We start from the raw sequence: 16,614 nt of genomic DNA on the forward strand, positions 1-16,614 counted from the left end.
GCTCCTCAGGATGAGGAGCTAACCGTGAATTCTGCGCGCCACTCCTCACGAACACTCTCGTCGGGCTCGCGATCGAGAACCTGCAGCCTCACCTCGGCAAACGCCTCGCGCTCCACCAATTGCCCCAGCGCCCACACCGCCGCCCCACGCACCAGTGGGCTTGCATCGTCGAGCAATCGCCGCGCCTCCGCAGCCAGCGCTAGCTCCCCGGAGTTGCCAATCGCGATCAGCACGTTCCGTACGAAGCGATTGCGGCCGATGCGCTTCAGCGGCGACTTCGTGAACAGCGTGCGGAATGAAGCATCGTCGAGCCGGGCCAGCGCCGCGAGCGCAGGCGCGCGCAGCTCGTCACGCGCCGCGAGCTTGGCCTCGCGACCCTCCTGCGCGAACTTGTTCCAGGGGCAGGCGGCAAGACAATCATCGCAGCCATAGATCCGATTGCCCATGGCCTTGCGAAATTCGCGCGGGATCGGACCCTTGTTCTCGATGGTGAGGTACGAGATGCAGCGCCGCGCATCGAGCTTGTAGGGCGCAGGGAACGCCGCGGTCGGGCAGATGTCGAGACAGGCCCGGCACGAGCCGCAATGGTCGATCTCTGCGTCGTCACGCGGCAGCTCGAGCGTGGTGTAGATCGCGCCGAGGAACAGCCAGGAGCCGAACTCGCGCGAGACGAGATTGGTGTGCTTGCCTTGCCAGCCCAGATGCGCGGCTTGCGCCAAGGGCTTCTCCATCACGGCCGCGGTGTCGACGAACACCTTTACGTCCGACGGCGCGGTCGCAATTAGCCAGCGCGCCAGCGCCTTCAGCCGCTTCTTGATCAGATCGTGATAATCGTCGCCTTGCGCATAGACCGAGATCGCCGCATGCGTGCGCTGCTTGAGGATCGCGAGCGGATCCTGGTCGGGGCCGTAATTGACGCCGAGCATGATCACCGAGCGCACATCCTGCCACAGTCCGCGCGGATCGACGCGGCGCTCAGGGCTCGCGGCCAGCCAATCCATGTCGCCATGGCCGCCGGAGGCGATGAATTCAAGGAAGTATTTTCCGGCGCTCTCGATCGTGCCGGGTGCAGTGATGCCGATGCAGTCGAAGCCGAGCGCGCGTGCTTCGTGCGCCAGCTGTGTCTTCAGTTCAGTCGGATCGCAATTCAGAAATCCAGGTCCACGTAAGTCCGCGACGCCGGCACCCCGGCCAGCCATTCGCTGAGGAGCGGACGGAACGACGGGCGGGATTTCACCCGCGCGTACCACGCCTTTGCTGCATCGTCCTCGCTCCATGGCACGTCGCCCAGATAGTCGATCGCCGAGAGATGCGCCGCGGCGGCGAGATCCGCGTAGGTGAGTCGGTCGCCCGCGAGGAAGTTACGCGTCTGCGCCAGCCAGCCGATATAGGCCAGATGATAGCGCACGTTTGCCTTGGCCGCGCGCATCACGTCGGCCGAAGGCGGGCCGCCACCGTCCTCCTCGCTCATGAACCGCTTGTAGATGCGCTCGGTGACGAGAGGGTGCGAGACCTCCTCGAAGAATTTTTCGTTGAACCAGGCCATCAGCCGGCGCACCTCGACGCGCTCGGTGATGGTTTCCGGCATCAGGCGCTTGGGGCCCATCGCGGCGCCATAGGCCTCGTCGACATATTCGGCAATGATCGCCGCGCCCGGTATGGGCGGCTGCTCGTCGTCCACCAGAACTGGTGTCGTGCCGGCCGCATTGAGCAGCAGAAACGCCTCGCGCCGCTCCCAGCTGCGCTCTTCGACCAGCTTCAGGTCGAGCCCGTATTCGCCCACGATCAAGCGAATGAAGCGCGAGTGCGGACAGAACGGATGATGAAACAGCGTAAACATGAAGCCTTTGACTATTTGATGGTGCTTAAGAATCCATCAATATTTGTGCGGCGCCACACTAGTCCTTCAAAACCGCGAAGCAAGGGCGTGACGTCGCATTTTGCGATTGCGGCATGGGGGCGAATAGGCGAGAAGAGCCCCGCTTTTCCAGCCGAAATGGACCGTAATATGTCAGACGCAATACGGGCAGTGATCCTCGGCATCATCGAGGGGGTGACCGAGTTCCTTCCCGTGTCCTCGACCGGCCACCTCTTGCTCGCGGAGCGCTTCTTCCAGCTTGGTGAAGGTGCCTTCTGGGATTCGTTTACGGTTCTGATCCAGCTGGGTGCGATCCTCGCGATCGTCGGGCTCTATTTCAGGAAGCTGTGGGACGTCGCGATTGGCCTGTTCACGGGCGATGCCTATGCGCGCCGCTTCGTGATCGGCGTGCTGGTCGCCTTCCTGCCGGCCGTGATCGTCGGCCTCCTCGCCGGCAAGTACATCAAGAGCATGCTGTTCAATCCGTGGGTCGTCTGCTTCACGCTGATCGTCGGCGGCGCCATCCTGCTCTGGGTCGACAAGCTCGAGCTCAAGCCGCGCGAGCATGAAGCCACCAAGTTTCCACTCTTGATGTATCTCTATATCGGCATCGCGCAGTGCGTGGCGATGATCCCGGGCGTGTCGCGCTCCGGCGCCAGCATCGTGGCCGCCATGCTGCTCGGTGCGGACAAGCGAGCGGCGGCGGAGTTCTCGTTCTTCCTCGCCATCCCCACCATGATCGGCGCGTTCGCCTACGACTTCTACAAGAACCGCGCCGAGATGACGATGGACCATATGAACATCGTCGCGATCGGCTTCGTGGTGTCGTTCATCACCGCGATCATCGTGGTCAAGACGTTCTTGACCTACGTCACCCGACACGGTTTCGTGGTGTTCGCCTGGTGGCGCGTCATCGTCGGCACGCTCGGCCTGATCGCGCTGGCGCTGGGGCGGTAAAGCCAGAAACCCTCGATCCAAATCAGCTCGCGCTGAAGTGCTCCGACGCACCTCTCCCCGCTGGGGAGAGGTGGGCATCGAGACACCCGGTTGCTGGTGTTTTCAACGCAAAATAAGCTTTTGATCGCTAATCAGTCTCCAGCCCAGGGCGGCGTGCCCGGCACAGGAGCTGAACCATGACCCTCGTCAGCGGCTGGGGGCGTTTTCCGGTCGTCGATAGCAACGTGCTGCGGCCGCGCTCGTTCGCGGCCGTCGGCGAGGCTGTCTCGGCCGGCACCGTCGCGCGCGGCAATGGCCGCGCCTATGGCGATGCCGCGATCGGCGCCGCCAGGACCGTCGCGATGACGGGGTTCGACCGGGTCAGGTGGTTCGATCCGGCGAGCGGGCGCATCCGCCTCGAGGCCGGCATGCTGCTGTCGGACCTGATCGAGACATTCGGCCCACGCGGCTTCCTGCCCTTCGTCGTGCCCGGCACGCGCTTCGTGTCGATCGGCGGTGCAATCGCTGCCGACGTGCACGGCAAGAACCATCATGGCGAGGGCGGCTTCGGTCGCTACCTCGACAGCATTTTGCTGCGCACCGGGCAGGGCGAGGTGATCGAAACCTCGCGCGAGCAGAATTCCGATGCCTTTTTCGCGACCGTCGGCGGCATGGGCCTGACCGGAATCATCCTCGAGGCGACGATGCGGTTGCGGCCGGTCGAAACCGGATGGATCCGCGAGCGGGTGATCTCTGCGTCCGATCTCGATGCCGCGATGCGAGCGCTCGACGCGGGCGATGCTGCGACCTATTCGGTGGCCTGGCTCGATTGCGCGGCGCGAGGACGCGATCTCGGCCGCGCGCTGATCTATCTCGGCGAACACGCCGGCAGAGACGAACTCGCCGCTGGCGCCGCTGCGTTTCCCGTCGGCAAAGATCCCGGCCTCGGCGTCCCCGTCGATCTGCCCTCGATCACGCTGAACCGCCTCAGCATTCGCGCCTTCAACGAGCTGTACTACCGCGTGGGCGCGCGGCGCGCCGGCGGCAGCCAAGTGGTCTCGCTCTATCCGTATTTCTTTCCGCTCGACGGCCTCAAAGACTGGAATCGCATCTATGGCAAGCGCGGCTTCCTTCAGCATCAATGCGTGATTCCGGAGCAGGGCGCGCGCGAGGTGCTCGGCGATATCCTCCAGCGCGTCGCGCATCGCGGCGATGCCTCCTTCCTCGCCGTGCTCAAGAAGCTCGGCCAGGGCGACGGCATCCTGTCGTTTCCGCTGCCCGGCTACACGCTGGCGCTGGATTTCCCGCTGAAGGGCGACATCCTGAATTTCCTCGACGAGATCGATCGCCTGGTCGTCGCTGCCGGCGGGCGGCTGTACCTCGCCAAGGATGCGCGCCAGTCGCGCGCGACGTTCGCGGCCGGCTATCCCGCCTTGCAGCGGTTCAACGCGATCCGCAGATCGCTTGATCCCACAGGCAACATCCGCTCGAAGCTTTCACAACGCCTGTTTGATGAGGTCTAGCCCGTGACGTCACGCAAGTCCGCAATTGTGCTGGGTGGCTCCTCCGATATCGGCCGCGCCGCCGCGCGCGCCTTCGCCAAGGCGGGATACGACGTCGCCCTCGCCGGCCGCGACGTCGCCACGCTGGAGCGGGATGCCGCCGATCTGCGCGCGCGTTACAATATCGAGGTCGGTCTTCACAAATTCGATGTGCTCGACACCGCGTCATTCGAGAGCTTTGTCGGCGGCCTGCCGGCGTTGCCTGATGTCGTGGTCTCGATCGTCGGCCTTTTGGGCGTGCAGGAGAACGCGCAATCCGATCTCGCCCACGCCACCACGATCATGCGCTCCAACTACGAAGGCCCGTCGCTGATCCTCGGCCTGTTCGCCGAAAAATTCTTGGGCCGCGGCACTGGCACGATCGTCGGCGTGTCCTCCGTTGCCGGCGATCGCGGCCGCGCCTCGAACTATGTCTACGGCTCGGCCAAAGCGGGCTTCTCCGCCTTCCTGTCCGGCCTGCGTGCCCGCGCCAGCCGCGGCGGCGTGCATGTCGTCACCGTCAAGCCCGGCTTCGTCCGCACCAAGATGACGGAAGGCATGAAGCTGATCGGCCCGCTCACGGTGGAGGCGCCGGTGGTCGGCGATGCGATCCTTCAGGCGGTCGAGAGGAAAATCGACGTCGTCTATGTCAGCGGCAAATGGCGCCTCGTGATGCTGATCATCAAGACGCTGCCGGAAGCGGTGTTCAAGAAGCTGAAGTTTTGACGTCTCGCCGCGCTGACGGTGCGTCCTCTGGCCCTGCTCGTCCTCCAAACTCGTCATGCCCGGGCTTGACCCGGGCATCCACGTCTTGCTGCGACCGCTGATCTGAGTGGATGGCCTCGCATAGTCGAGCAGAGCGACGCCGTTCTCCGAACGGCCCGGCCATGACGACGGAGAGAGAGTCTTTAGGCGCTCTTGCGCTGGAACTGGCCGGCCGCGCGGAAACGCCAGAGATATTGCGGGGCGATCGCCTCCAGCGAATCCGGCGTGATGCCGAGCCCTTCCAGCGTCAGGCCAGCGGCCTTCGCCGCATCCGACACGACATTGTCGCGTTCGAGCATCGTGACCTGGTCCGGCGTCAGCTTCAGTGCACCCGGCGCGAATTGCAGGAAGGCGGCCTTGAAGCGGGCGAGCCCAAACGGCAGCGGGATCAGCATTCGCTCGCGGTCCGTGATCTCGAGGATGGTCTCGATGATCTCGCGCATGGTCAGCACCTCCGGCCCGCCGAGCTCATAGGTCGCGCCGGCCTTGGCCTTGCCGTCGACGGCATCAGCGATCGCGGTGGCGACGTCGCCGACATAGACCGGCTGCATCCTGGTCTCGCCGCCGATCAGCGGCAGCACCGGCAACATTCGCCCCAGCGCGGCAAAGCGGTTGGTGAACTGGTCCTCGGGCCCGAACATCACGGAAGGGCGGAAGATCGTCGCCGACGGTACGGCGGCCAAGACCGCGGCTTCGCCGGCCGCCTTGGCCTTGGCATAGCGCGAGGGCGATTCCGCGTCGGCGCCGATCGCGGAGACATGCACCAGGCTGGCGCCGGCGGCGGCCGCCGCCTTGGCGACGGTCTCGGCGCCCTTGGCCTGGACGGCGTCAAAGGTCTGCTCGCCGCTCTCGGTGAGGACGCCCACGAGGTTGATCACGACATGCGAATCGCGCAGCGCCGCCTCGACCGAGGCCGGATAGCGCAAATTGGCCTGCACGGTGTGGACCTGCCCGACCTTGCCGGAGGGCTGGAGATATCCGGCGAGTTCCGGCCGCCGCACCGCGACCCGGATGCGGTAATCGCGCTTGCACAGGGCGCGGACGACGTTCCGGCCCAAAAACCCAGATCCGCCGAAAACCGTGACGAGCGTGTCCAGATTCGATGCCATGGGGTCGGTTCCTGCAGGTGGGTAAGGGGTTGTCAGGCTTGTATCGGGCCGGTTTGCGATGCGCAATCGGCATCCCGCAACAGGCTTCACGCATGAATTGACAACGGCGTCACCGAACCGTAGTAACCGCCTCCGTGCCCCAAACGGCATGCCCAGGTGGTGGAATTGGTAGACGCGCTGGCTTCAGGTGCCAGTGGCTTAACGGCCGTGAAGGTTCGAGTCCTTTCCTGGGCACCATCGCTCTTCTAAGAGCGTGAAATCCAAAGCAAATTAGCAAATTCAACGGCTTACCCGCTCCTCAGTGGTACAGAAGAGTGGTACAATGCCGTTGGCTATGTCGCGACCGTGGAAGCACCCCAAAACTGGAATCTATCAGCTTCGGAAAGCCGTTCCGGAGGATCTGCGTAAGCTTGTTGGCAAGCGCGAGGAAAAGGTAAGCCTCCAGACTCGCGATCCAGCGGAGGCAAAGGTGCGGCATGCGAACGCGCTCGCCGAGCTCGAGGCTCGCTGGGCGAATTTGCGCGCGGGCCCGATACCCCTGACCGAACGAGAAGCGCACCGTTTCGCCATGGTCGCCCACGATCAATGGCTTGAGCAGTACAGGGGCAATCCAAGCCAACAGACCAACTGGGATACCGTGGCTGGCGATCGCCTATTTGGTCCCCCGCAGACCAGGAAAGAGATCCTGGCTGCCTCTCAGCGGGCATTAGATGGTGCCCCAGAGCTGCCGGAGGACAAGATTTTCCGGATGGAGCAAACGTGTTTGGACGCTGCAAACAGCTATCTGACGACCAATGGGATTATCATCGACGATCAAAACCGCCGAACTATGGCCCGTGCCCTGGGCGCGGCCATACAACGTGCAAGTTTGACTTTGGCGAAACTCGCAAGAGGGGAAGGCGAAGACTCGTCCGAACCTCGGGCGTTCCGGTTTCCGGAATGGCCGGCTCGTGCAGAGCTAGCGAAGAATGATGCCAAGAGCGTCGCCTCCGACGATTCACTATCGGCACTGGTCGAGCATTGGTGGAAGGAGGCGAAGGCCGCTGGTCGCAAGCAGAGCACTTACGAGAGTTATCGCAACACTGTGGCAAAGCTCGTGGGGTTCCTGAAGCATGACCAAGCGGGTCGCGTGACGCCGCAGGACATTGTTCGGTACAAGGATCACAGGCTTCAAGGCGGCGCCAGCGCGAAAACGGTCAAGGATAGTGACCTCGCGGGACTAAAGACGGTTTTCGGCTGGGCAGTCATGAATCGACGGATGGCCAGCAATCCTGCCGAAGGACTCACCATCAAGGTCGGCAAATCACGCAAGCTTAGGTCGAAGGGCTTCTACGACCAGGAGGCATCCGCCATTCTCAAACACGCCCGGAGTTTTGCAGCGGGCAGGGAGGCGCCGAAGCTGGCAGCAGCCAAACGGTGGGTACCATGGTTGTGCGCCTTCACCGGGGCGCGGGTTGGTGAGATGCTTCAGCTTCGCAAGGAGGATGTTCGGCGCGAGGGAAAGCATTGGGTCGTGCACGTGACGCCCGAAGCTGGCCCCGTGAAGACGGACGAAGCCAGAGACGTCGTACTGCACCGGCAAATCATTGAGGAGGGCTTCTTGGAATTCTACGAGAATTCAAAGAGCGGCTATCTCTTCATAGACCCCAAAGCCGGCGAGCTTGGCGTCCGCAAGGCGGTGAAGACGGCGCGAAATAAAGTCAATGCTTTCGTGCGTGAGGTTGTGAAGGACCCAAACGTAGACCCGAGCCACGGCTGGCGTCATCGATTCAAGACAGTCGGCATTGAACAGGAGGTGGCCATGCGCGTGCTTGATGCCATGCAGGGACATGCGCCGCGCAACGCTTCGGAAGACTACGGAGATGTAACTATCACTGCGAAGGCAAAGGCCGTCGGACGATTCCCGAACATCGATCTCAATTAGCACGACACCAGACGAACCTTCACAACGCGTTCCGAATTCACGTTCTTCCGCGAAACTGCATCCGCTGTTGAGCCGATGCATCAGATCCCATCCATCTCCTTGATGTCTCCCGAGCGTAACAATCCTTGAAGTAAGCCTAGGCGAAACTGAAGCGACGTCAATCACCGGCGTGCTTGCTGTTCTTGCAGCGCTCCCCCTGGCGATGCAGGCCCCGGCGCACTTCTCGAAGGTGAGCCTTATTCGCTGACGGAGCTGGACAACGAGGCCATTGCGCGAATGGTGCTTCCGGCCGCTGACCACAGTGCCGGGACGGCACTAGTTGGCGCAGTCCAGGCCCAAGCCAGCACGGACGAGATCGTTCGTAGTAAGCGAGCTGGCCTGATCGCGTTCGCGAAAGCGAATCAGCGACCAACTTCCCACCCGTTCGCCCAAGTCCGGTGGAAGTCTTTTTGGGACGACGTTGCAGATGTGGGCGCGAATCTTGCCGGTGAAGCCGAGGCTCAGAGGATTTCCGCTGCATTGACGATGCTCGAGGAGAGCGCAGCCAACGGCACGATCGGCAACGTCGGCCTTCCACATTTTCACAGGGTACTGCTGTCACTTGCCGCGCCGGAGCTCGATGAACAATTCGACGCGGTCTGGTCTCCAGGCTGTGGGCGATTAGAGATCAAGGACACGGACCGGCAACCTTTGGTCCTGGCTGTTTTGCGCCGACTCACAAAGACCTTCACCGGCTATCGAGGTGATCCAGAGGGGAGCGAAACGCCCAGCCACGTGATGAATCAATACCTCGACCTCGTGAGCCTCAGCCCAGCGAGCTAGGTAACATGTTGTCGCCCAACCCGTTCGCGCCAGCGACGGCCGGACAGCCCGTCACCACAGGCACAGCTCAGACCACGGCGGAACACGCTGCTGCGTTGTCAGCCGTGTTAAATTGGCACCGGAGCAAGAACCGCAAGCAGATTTTTCGGCTGTTCGGTCCTGCCGGGACCGGAAAGTCCACGTTAGCCAAAGCGATCGCATCGCAAATTGGCGGCAAGATTCTGTTCGGTGCGTTCTCCGGCAAAGCAGCCAGTGTATTGCGGGCCAAGGGGTGCGATGGGGCCGACACGATCCATCGCCTAATTTACCAGTCGCCTCACAAGGACAGCAAAGACCAGCTCACCTTCGTGCTCAATGAGGCCAGCCCCGTGCGCACCGCGGATCTGGTGATCATCGACGAAGTGTCCATGGTCGATGCGAAACTCGGCAAGGACCTCGAAAGATTCGACAGACCTATCCTGGTTCTTGGAGACCGACACCAACTGCCACCGGTCAAGGGAAAAGGCTACTTCATTCGCGCCGCCGCAGACGTGGAGCTGACAACGGTACTTCGGCAGCGCGAAAACAATCCCATCGTCAAGCTCGCAAACGAGGTTCGCTCGGGTAAACAGACGCTTGACTTTCGAACCGAAGGTACAAGCGCGGTGATCAGAGGCGTAGACATAAACCCTGAGACCGTCCTCCGAGCCGATCAGGTTCTGGTAGGCCTGAACGAGACCCGCCATCGTTTCAATGCTCGAATTCGCGAGCTAGTTGGCCGTCCCGCCGGAGTACCCACGCAAGGCGACAAGCTCGTCTGCCTCAAAAACAATCCGACCAAGGGACTATTCAACGGAGACATTTGTTTCGTTTCCGACGTTCTTGATATCGGCGACGCTTTCGTGAGGATGCACAGTTCGACGGGAAGCCCGGGCCGATCCGCACATTCGCTTGGATTGAGAGCGCCGTTCGTCAAGGCAACGATTGGCATATCACTCTGCCAAGCTGGATTGCGGAAGGAGCGCGCTCGAAGTTCGTCCTCGACATTTGCCCGGAGTACTTTGCCCTCGGCGGTTTTGATCGATGTCTGTACTTGACGGCGCGCAAGCATGTTGGCCGGGATCGGAGCAAGGTGTTCCGTATCAGAGTCTCAACCATGTGGGCGAAGTCAGGGAGCGGCGGTAAGCTGGCCAGGTTCCGGCATGAATTGAGAACGATCGCGGCCAAGAATGAACTGCCCGAATACAGGCTCGACTGGGAAGATGCTTCGGGCGATGGCTTGTTGCTGATGCGACGCAAGTGAGCTGTCGCGTCCGTCCGGAAGGCAAATCGTCGTTTCGGGAATTGGATTCGTCGTTTTGGGAATTTTTCAAGTGGCTGTCGTTAAATTCTCTAACCCAATCTATCTTTCTTCTTCTCTCTTCCTCTCTTATCCTTTCCCCTACCCATCGTGAAGGCATAGCGGGACAATCCCCTGCAAAAGCACGGGTTGCCGCACCAACGATCTGTTCCGCTCGCGCGTACCATCGCTTGGCTCCCTGACGCGCCGCATGCGCAGGAGAGATTGCTCGCCACTTAACGATGCTGAATGCGGCGCACCGGTGGTCCCTGGGCTTCGAGCTTTCGCGGTGCCCTTCGGGTGTAAGACCACATCCCCACAGTACCCGAGACGTTCATCGCGCTGCCGTATCTCGCCGACCACGATGAACCTGTCACGACCTGACCTAGCGTCAGATATTGTTTTTCATTGCGTTGTCAACAGTGGCCTACTCGCGCGCACGCCGCAGCGCGGCTTGCAGCCGAGCTCTTTCCTTTTGCCATCGGTCATCTTCGGCGCGCGTGACCGTTTCTCGAGGCCCCCACCTCGGCTTGCATGGCCGCGGCTTTCCTGTTGTGTTCGCGCTCAGCCTGGTCCAAGGCCGCTTGCGCTTTGACCGTCGCCTTCTCGCGCCGTTCGCGATCCCTTTCCCGGGCAGCCTCTTCCCGTTGGCGCTCGGCGTCGCGGCGTTTGCGCTCCTTCTCGAAGTCGGCCGCGGCTTCTCGGGATTCTCGTTCGCCGACCTTGAGTGCAGTTCGCTTCGCCGGCTTCGCCCGACGTTTTTCGTGCCGAGCCCGGTTCTCGCCGGATCCCAGGTCGGACGGGAGATCGGAATGCTCGGCGAAGCGCACGTTCGATCCCGCGGGTCGCTTGAGCACCGCGCCAGGCTTGGACATCGTTGCGGCGACCACGGCGGGGTCATCCGTCTCCTTGGCGACGCCCTGATGAAACAGATTGCTGCCCGCGCCCCAGGCCTCAAGCGCCGCCTTCATCGACGGAGCCGCGATCGCGAGATCGTAGAAGCCCAGCGACGTCTGAAATGTCTTGAGCTTCCTTGCCATGGTTGTCGGCAGCCCCGCTGCTTCGTCCTAGCGTCGGCGCGCGACCCAGGCACCGAGTAGGAACGCGACGAAGAGCGAGGACAATGGGGCTTGTACCGTCACCTTGCGTAGCCGCTCGGCCCAGCGCAGCGCAGCGCCGCCTCGTCCGGAGGCTGGCGCAGCGGCCTTCGGATCCCGGCCGATTCCGTCTGGCCGCTCGGCCGCGGTGCGCCGACAGCGTCCTGATCGTCGACCAGGCCAGAGGCTTCGGTCATCGCGGAAGCTTCTTTCATATCCATGCGGTCCTCCTATTCCGACCTCAGGCTGACTTCCGCTGCGGCTTGGCCGCCGGCTTCTTCGCCGCCGTCTCCTTGGGCTTCTTGCCCTCGATCGGCATCAGCATCTCCTTCTGACCGCTCGATGCCTTGCGCGATTTCTTAGCTGGCTTCGCGGCCTTCGCCGGCGCGGCCTCCCGGCCGACGCTCCGCCGCAGCGCCTCCATCAGGTCGACCACGTTCGTCGCGGCGGGCCGCTCCTTCGGCGTGATCGGCTTGCCAGCGCGCTTCTGATTAATCAGGTCGACGAGCGCTGTCTCGTAGTGGTCCTCGAACTTCTCGGGCTCGAAGCGTCCCGCCCTCTGATTCACGATGTGCTTGGCGAGGTCGAGCATGTCCTTGGTGACTTTGACGTCCTGGATCTCGTCGAAATACTCCTGCTCGCTCCGCACCTCGTAAGGATAGCGCAGCAGCGTCCCGACCAGCCCTTTGTCCAATGGCTCTAATCCGATGATGTGTTCGCGGTTGGTCAGCACCACCCGCCCGATCGCGACCTTGTTCATCTCGCGGATGGTCTCGCGGATCACCGCGAAGGCATCGTGCCCGACCTTGCCGTCCGGCCTGATGTAGTAGGGCCGGATCAGGTAGCGCGGGTCGATGTCGGCCTTGTCGACGAACTCGTCGATCTCGATGGTGCGCGTGGACTCCAGCGCTATCTCCTCGAGTTCTTCCTTCGTGACCTCGATGTACTGCCCCTTGTCCAACTCGTATCCCTTGACGATGTCCTCGTTCGGCACTTCGTCGCCGGTGTCGGCGTCGACCTTCAGGTACTTGATGCGATGGCCCGTCTGCCGGTTGAGCTGGTTGAAGCTGATCTTCTCTGACTCGGAGGTGGCCGGATAGAGCGCCACAGGGCACGTCACGAGCGACAAACGCAGGAAGCCTTTCCAGTTGGCACGGGGGGCCATGTACGCAGAACTCCGGTTCGAGACGGCCTGGATTCAAGACGAACGGCAGACCATGGTTCCGACAACGGCTGTCTCGCCATTAACGCCCGATTTTTCGGTCCGAGACTCGACTCTTTTGTTCTTGGTATGTTCTAATTGGACATGACTAATCGACCCGCGAGCTGGCGCATGCCGACCCCTAAGCAAATCGAAAAGATGGCGGCTCTCGTCCGCAAAAACGTGCCTCGGGAGCTAGGATTGGCTCCCGACGATGATTTGCCGCAGGAATACTGGCAGGCACTTCTGGATGACCCCCGTGCCGATGCCAAGCCGGAAAGCCCCTCCGGAGGGACGCTGAGCCTCAGCCAAATTCCTCAACACGTTCTGAGGGTGGGATGCCGCCGCTGCGCTAGGGTGGTCGAGATCCAGAAGACCGATGCTGCTCGCCTCTATGGTCCGGAGGCGCTTTGGAAGGATGTCGGCCAGCGGCTATTGAACAATACCTGCACCCAGCGGACCGGGCGCCACGAGGAAGACGGCTGCTGGCCTGCGTTCGAGTAGTCGCTGGCGAGGCCGGGACTGGATGACATGGCACCGAAGCATCATCCGACACCCCTCTCCGGAGGAGACCGCAAGGCTCTCGCCAAGGAGTTGGGAAGGGCCCGCGCGATGACGAAGATCCTGGCCTCGCAGTCGGACGACGCCCGCGCCAAGGGCGAGGCCTTGATCCGACAGGCGGACAAGCTGCTTTGCGAATCATGGAACGAGAAGATGTGGGCTGACGGCGGGCCGATCGACCCATCGCCGACGGTCGACCAGGCGGTGAACGGCGGCTACTCGTGGCTCGAGATCGAATGTTCGCGCTGCAAGACGAAACGGGACGTCGACCTAGCTGTTCTGCGCCACCCGGCGAGCACGGCCGTGCACGATCTGGCGAGCCGCCTTCGCTGCAGCAAGTGTGCTAGGGCCGGGAGCCGTCCGGCCGCCACGCTGCTGCAACTGACGGCGCGCGCCCGTCAGGCCGCTCCGGAGACCTGAAATGTGCAACCTGTATTCGATGACGAAGAACGTCGAGGCGATCCGGCGGCTGTTCACCGCGCTGAACAGCCACGTCGGCAACCTGCCTTCCATGCCCGGCATCTTTCCGGATTACCCCGCGCCGATCGTGCGAGACGCAGCCGGTGGACGCGAGATCGTCATGGCGCGCTGGGGTATGCCGAGCTCGCAGCGGGCTCTGATGGACGCGACGAAGAAGCGCGCGGAGAAATTGCAGGCCAAGGGCAAGGCCGTCGACTTCAAGGAATTGCTCCGGATGGAGCCGGACGGCGGCACAACGAACATCAGGAATGTCAGCAGCGCTCACTGGAAGCGATGGCTCGGACCAGAGCATCGCTGCCTGGTGCCGTTCACGTCGTTTTCCGAGTACGACACCATCGACGGCAAGAAAGTGCCGGTCTGGTTCGCTCTCGACGAGAGCCGGCCTCTCATCGCCTTTGCCGGCCTGTGGACCAATTGGACCAGTGTGCGGAAAGCGAAGGAAGGCGAGATCACCACCGACGTCTTCGCCTTCCTCACCTGCGAGCCGAACGCTGAGGTCAAACGCGTCCACCCCAAGGCGATGCCGGTGATCCTGGCGACGGCGGAGGAGTACGAAGTCTGGCTCCGCGCCCCCTGGGACGAGGCGAAGTCGCTGCAGCGGCCGCTACCGAACGGTTCGCTGCAGATTGTCGCCACCGGCGAGAAGGAAGACCCGGCGCTAGCCGCCTGAGCGAGGCAGCAACTTGGCGGCAAGCTGCTGCCAAATTGGAGTTCGCGGCTGTGCACAGGGCGGCGGAACACGGGGACAAGCGGCGGCTCCAGCGATTTCGAATCCCTGCCCTGTGCTAACCGCCGGGAACGACGCGGGCGGCACAAGGATTCGTCCCGGCTGGAGCCATCTCGATGCTGATGACGAAACAGAGAAGACCGGCGATCCGGACGCTGCGCGGCTGGGCGATCTCCGTGCTGCAGGAAGCCGGCGCTATCCACGAATGTGAGGAGCACGGCTGGATGCAGGATCGCGCCGACCCGCACGCCCGCGAGCGCGCCTTCGACACCGCGCGGCGGGACCCGCCTCAGGGCATGTCTGCGCAGGATGCGGTTGCCGCGGTCGCGGAAGTGCTGGACGGCATCAGCGACACCTGCCCGGAGTGTTCGCAACAGGTCGATTAGCTCCAACGGTGCGCGGCTTAGCCAGGCGACGACATCACGTGTGCTTGCAGCAGAGCCGGGAACCGGCCGGCAAGGACCTACGTTTAGACCCACAATCAAAGGAGTCTTAACGATGGCTGCAGGCGCCCTCTCGCCAACGAAAATCGTCTCGCGTGAGGAATGGCTTTCCGCGCGCAAGGCACTGTTCACCGAAGAGAGTGGAGTTTTGTCGAGTTTGACCAAAGCAGACCGACGATCGCGTCCTTCGCCTGGATACTTCCAAGACACTCGGCAGGATCCACAGGCGGGACCATAACTCGCTGGGGAGAGTCTCGTCCCGCCCAATCTCTTACGAGCGGACCTGAATGATGATCTTGCCCTGGCGTCGCTGGGTCGAGTTGAAGGTGGCGACAGCATCGTCGAGGGAGGAGACCTTTCCGATGTTTGTTCGCAGTCTTCCGTCCCGCACCCTTTGGACGATCTCACCCAATTGACCGCGATCGGCCTCCACGACGAAGTCGATGGCCAAACCGTCGAGCGGCCGAGCCTCCGCCGGGCCGACGACAGTCACCAGCGTCCCTCCGGCTCTGATAAGGGCTGCAGACTGCTTCTGGATGTCGCCACCAATGACGTCGAATGCAAGATCGACACGGCCGACATCTTTGAGGGCATCGTTCTCGAGATCGACGAATTCATTGGCGCCGAAGTCGAGCGCTTTCTGCCGGTCGGCCGCGCGTCCTGTTCCGATGACATAGGCGCCGGCCTCTCGTGAGAGTTGAACCACGATGGAACCGACCGCACCGGCCGCGCCATGCGCAAGCACGCTCTGGCCTGCCTGAAGACGGCCATGCTGGAATAGCCCCTGCCATGCGGTCAAGCCGGAGATCGGCAGGCTCGCCCCCACCTTGAAATCGACGCTCCCCGGCAATGGCGCGAGATTGCGCGCCTCGATGGCAATATATTCAGCGAGCGAGCCGTCGCGGTACCAATCGGCAAGGCCGAATACGCGCTGCCCTACCGACAGTCCCGTCGTGCCATAGCCAAGCGCCGTAACTATACCGGCGAATTCGTGTCCAGGGATGGACGGAGTTCTGTTCTGCTCGCCACGATCGGTCCACGTCGAGGGCCACTCCAATTCCGTCGGAACGAATCCCGATGCATGAACCTCTACGATAACGTCGTTGATCGCCGGTTGAGGTTGGGGCCGTTCCACAAGCTTCATCCCGCCAAATCCGGCAGCCTGGTCCGTCACAATAATCGCTTTCATCTTCGACTCCTGTATGTGTGGTGTTTTTCAGATTTCGAACTTCCCGGTCTTTGAACCGAGAGGACCATGCTCAGATCGAGCCGGCCGGTGCCACCTCGGGGAAGTCCTGGTCGGGATGGAACACGTTGTTGAAGAAGTTCGTCAGCGAGTACATGGCCACAAGCGCGACGATCTCCATGATGTTCGCATCCGTGTAGCCCGCATCGCGGACGGATTGCAGATCGGCGTCTGTGACATGGCCACGGCTCTCGATGATCTTGCGTGCAAACTGGACGGCGGCATCCCGCTTCGGGTCCCTGGCATGACCCTTTCGGGCGAGAACGATGTCCTCGGCCGGTAGCTTGGCCATATGCTCCGCCGTGAAGCTGTGCACCGTCAGGCAGTACTCGCAGCCGTTCACTTCGGAGACCGCAAGGCCGATGCTGTCGCGCGTCTTGACGTCGAGCGCCTTGCTCAAGGAGCCGAGCAGAGCGGCCCATGCATTGAACGCGATCGGGCTTTGCGCGAAGGTCGCCATCATGTTTGGCGTGAATCCGATGCTCTTGGTGAACCTATCGAGGGTCGGTTTCGAATCAGCCGGCACGTGTTCCGGCTTCAGAGCGGCAGCTCTGGCCATGACGTTTCTCCTTGAATGATTGGCTTC

General features: G+C 62.4%; 19 protein-coding genes and 1 tRNA gene. 12 read left to right on the forward strand and 8 right to left on the reverse strand.

What is annotated here, in order from left to right:
* Positions 1 to 5: 5 nt before the first annotated feature.
* Both queG and IVA96_RS32005 read right to left on the reverse strand, forming a co-directional pair.
* Positions 6 to 1,199, reverse strand: coding sequence for a tRNA epoxyqueuosine(34) reductase QueG (gene queG, locus IVA96_RS32000; protein ID WP_247276546.1), 1,194 nt, complete (start codon positions 1,197 to 1,199; stop codon positions 6 to 8).
* A complete protein-coding gene (locus tag IVA96_RS32005) occupies positions 1,148 to 1,840 on the reverse strand; it encodes a glutathione S-transferase family protein (protein WP_247276545.1) in 693 nt (230 codons plus the stop codon). The genes queG and IVA96_RS32005 overlap by 52 nt, the downstream gene beginning before the upstream one ends.
* 168 nt (positions 1,841 to 2,008) lie before the next feature.
* Here IVA96_RS32005 and IVA96_RS32010 point away from each other — a divergent pair, with 168 nt between their 5' ends.
* The 3 genes from IVA96_RS32010 to IVA96_RS32020 all read left to right on the forward strand — a co-directional run bounded on the left by IVA96_RS32010 (position 2,009) and on the right by IVA96_RS32020 (position 5,061).
* Positions 2,009 to 2,815 (forward strand): undecaprenyl-diphosphate phosphatase, encoded by an 807-nt coding sequence (locus tag IVA96_RS32010; RefSeq protein WP_247276544.1) that lies wholly within the window; start codon positions 2,009 to 2,011, stop codon positions 2,813 to 2,815.
* Between the two features lie 176 nt (positions 2,816 to 2,991).
* A complete protein-coding gene (locus IVA96_RS32015) occupies positions 2,992 to 4,317 on the forward strand; it encodes an FAD-binding oxidoreductase (protein WP_247276543.1) in 1,326 nt (441 codons plus the stop codon).
* A 3-nt stretch (positions 4,318 to 4,320) separates the two neighbouring features.
* Positions 4,321 to 5,061, forward strand: coding sequence for an SDR family oxidoreductase (locus IVA96_RS32020; protein ID WP_247421452.1), 741 nt, complete (start codon positions 4,321 to 4,323; stop codon positions 5,059 to 5,061).
* Positions 5,062 to 5,243: 182 nt separating this feature from the next.
* Here the strand turns inward: IVA96_RS32020 and IVA96_RS32025 are convergent, their stop codons facing one another.
* A complete protein-coding gene (locus IVA96_RS32025; RefSeq protein ID WP_247276541.1) occupies positions 5,244 to 6,209 on the reverse strand; it encodes a complex I NDUFA9 subunit family protein in 966 nt (321 codons plus the stop codon).
* Between the two features lie 150 nt (positions 6,210 to 6,359).
* On the opposite strand from IVA96_RS32025, the gene IVA96_RS32030 reads away from it, so the two are divergent.
* The 5 genes from IVA96_RS32030 (at position 6,360) to IVA96_RS32050 (ending at position 10,237) form a co-directional block, all read left to right on the forward strand.
* Positions 6,360 to 6,446: transfer RNA gene (locus tag IVA96_RS32030), tRNA-Leu, on the forward strand.
* 85 nt (positions 6,447 to 6,531) lie between these two features.
* Entirely contained in the window at positions 6,532 to 8,133 is a 1,602-nt protein-coding gene (locus IVA96_RS32035) for a DUF6538 domain-containing protein (protein ID WP_247421456.1), read from the forward strand.
* Between the two features lie 276 nt (positions 8,134 to 8,409).
* A complete protein-coding gene (locus tag IVA96_RS32040; protein WP_247421459.1) occupies positions 8,410 to 8,955 on the forward strand; it encodes a hypothetical protein in 546 nt (181 codons plus the stop codon).
* A 5-nt stretch (positions 8,956 to 8,960) separates the two neighbouring features.
* On the forward strand, positions 8,961 to 10,031 hold the full coding sequence (locus tag IVA96_RS32045) for an ATP-dependent RecD-like DNA helicase (protein WP_247421462.1): 1,071 nt from the start codon (positions 8,961 to 8,963) through the stop codon (positions 10,029 to 10,031).
* Positions 9,944 to 10,237: a replication initiator protein A gene (locus IVA96_RS32050; protein WP_247421608.1), complete on the forward strand. Its 294-nt coding sequence runs from the start codon at positions 9,944 to 9,946 to the stop codon at positions 10,235 to 10,237. The genes IVA96_RS32045 and IVA96_RS32050 overlap by 88 nt, the downstream gene beginning before the upstream one ends.
* A 521-nt stretch (positions 10,238 to 10,758) precedes the next feature.
* On the opposite strand, the gene IVA96_RS32055 is transcribed toward IVA96_RS32050, so the two are convergent.
* From IVA96_RS32055 to IVA96_RS32065, 3 genes are all read right to left on the reverse strand, one after another.
* Positions 10,759 to 11,313, reverse strand: coding sequence for a cell envelope biogenesis protein TolA (locus IVA96_RS32055; RefSeq protein ID WP_346347921.1), 555 nt, complete (start codon positions 11,311 to 11,313; stop codon positions 10,759 to 10,761).
* Between the two features lie 98 nt (positions 11,314 to 11,411).
* The gene (locus IVA96_RS32060; protein ID WP_247421466.1) at positions 11,412 to 11,591 is read right to left on the reverse strand and encodes a hypothetical protein; all 180 of its coding nucleotides are present in this window, start codon (positions 11,589 to 11,591) and stop codon (positions 11,412 to 11,414) included.
* A gap of 20 nt (positions 11,592 to 11,611) precedes the next feature.
* Entirely contained in the window at positions 11,612 to 12,535 is a 924-nt protein-coding gene (locus IVA96_RS32065; protein ID WP_247421469.1) for a Ku protein, read from the reverse strand.
* Positions 12,536 to 12,703: 168 nt separating this feature from the next.
* Here IVA96_RS32065 and IVA96_RS32070 point away from each other — a divergent pair, with 168 nt between their 5' ends.
* The 4 genes from IVA96_RS32070 to IVA96_RS32085 all read left to right on the forward strand — a co-directional run bounded on the left by IVA96_RS32070 (position 12,704) and on the right by IVA96_RS32085 (position 14,725).
* Positions 12,704 to 13,075: a hypothetical protein gene (locus IVA96_RS32070; RefSeq protein ID WP_247421472.1), complete on the forward strand. Its 372-nt coding sequence runs from the start codon at positions 12,704 to 12,706 to the stop codon at positions 13,073 to 13,075.
* 27 nt (positions 13,076 to 13,102) lie between these two features.
* A complete protein-coding gene (locus IVA96_RS32075; protein WP_247421475.1) occupies positions 13,103 to 13,552 on the forward strand; it encodes a hypothetical protein in 450 nt (149 codons plus the stop codon).
* Between the two features lies 1 nt (position 13,553).
* The gene (locus tag IVA96_RS32080; protein WP_247421477.1) at positions 13,554 to 14,282 is read left to right on the forward strand and encodes an SOS response-associated peptidase family protein; all 729 of its coding nucleotides are present in this window, start codon (positions 13,554 to 13,556) and stop codon (positions 14,280 to 14,282) included.
* A 173-nt stretch (positions 14,283 to 14,455) separates the two neighbouring features.
* Complete coding sequence (locus IVA96_RS32085; protein WP_247421479.1) at positions 14,456 to 14,725, forward strand: hypothetical protein; 270 nt, start codon at positions 14,456 to 14,458, stop codon at positions 14,723 to 14,725.
* Between the two features lie 328 nt (positions 14,726 to 15,053).
* On the opposite strand, the gene IVA96_RS32090 is transcribed toward IVA96_RS32085, so the two are convergent.
* Both IVA96_RS32090 and IVA96_RS32095 read right to left on the reverse strand, forming a co-directional pair.
* Positions 15,054 to 15,971, reverse strand: coding sequence for an NADP-dependent oxidoreductase (locus IVA96_RS32090; RefSeq protein WP_247421481.1), 918 nt, complete (start codon positions 15,969 to 15,971; stop codon positions 15,054 to 15,056).
* A 70-nt stretch (positions 15,972 to 16,041) separates the two neighbouring features.
* A complete protein-coding gene (locus IVA96_RS32095) occupies positions 16,042 to 16,587 on the reverse strand; it encodes a carboxymuconolactone decarboxylase family protein (RefSeq protein WP_247421483.1) in 546 nt (181 codons plus the stop codon).
* Positions 16,588 to 16,614: the final 27 nt, after the last annotated feature.

This window comes from Bradyrhizobium sp. 159, assembly GCF_023073795.1.
Taxonomy (GTDB): domain Bacteria; phylum Pseudomonadota; class Alphaproteobacteria; order Rhizobiales; family Xanthobacteraceae; genus Bradyrhizobium.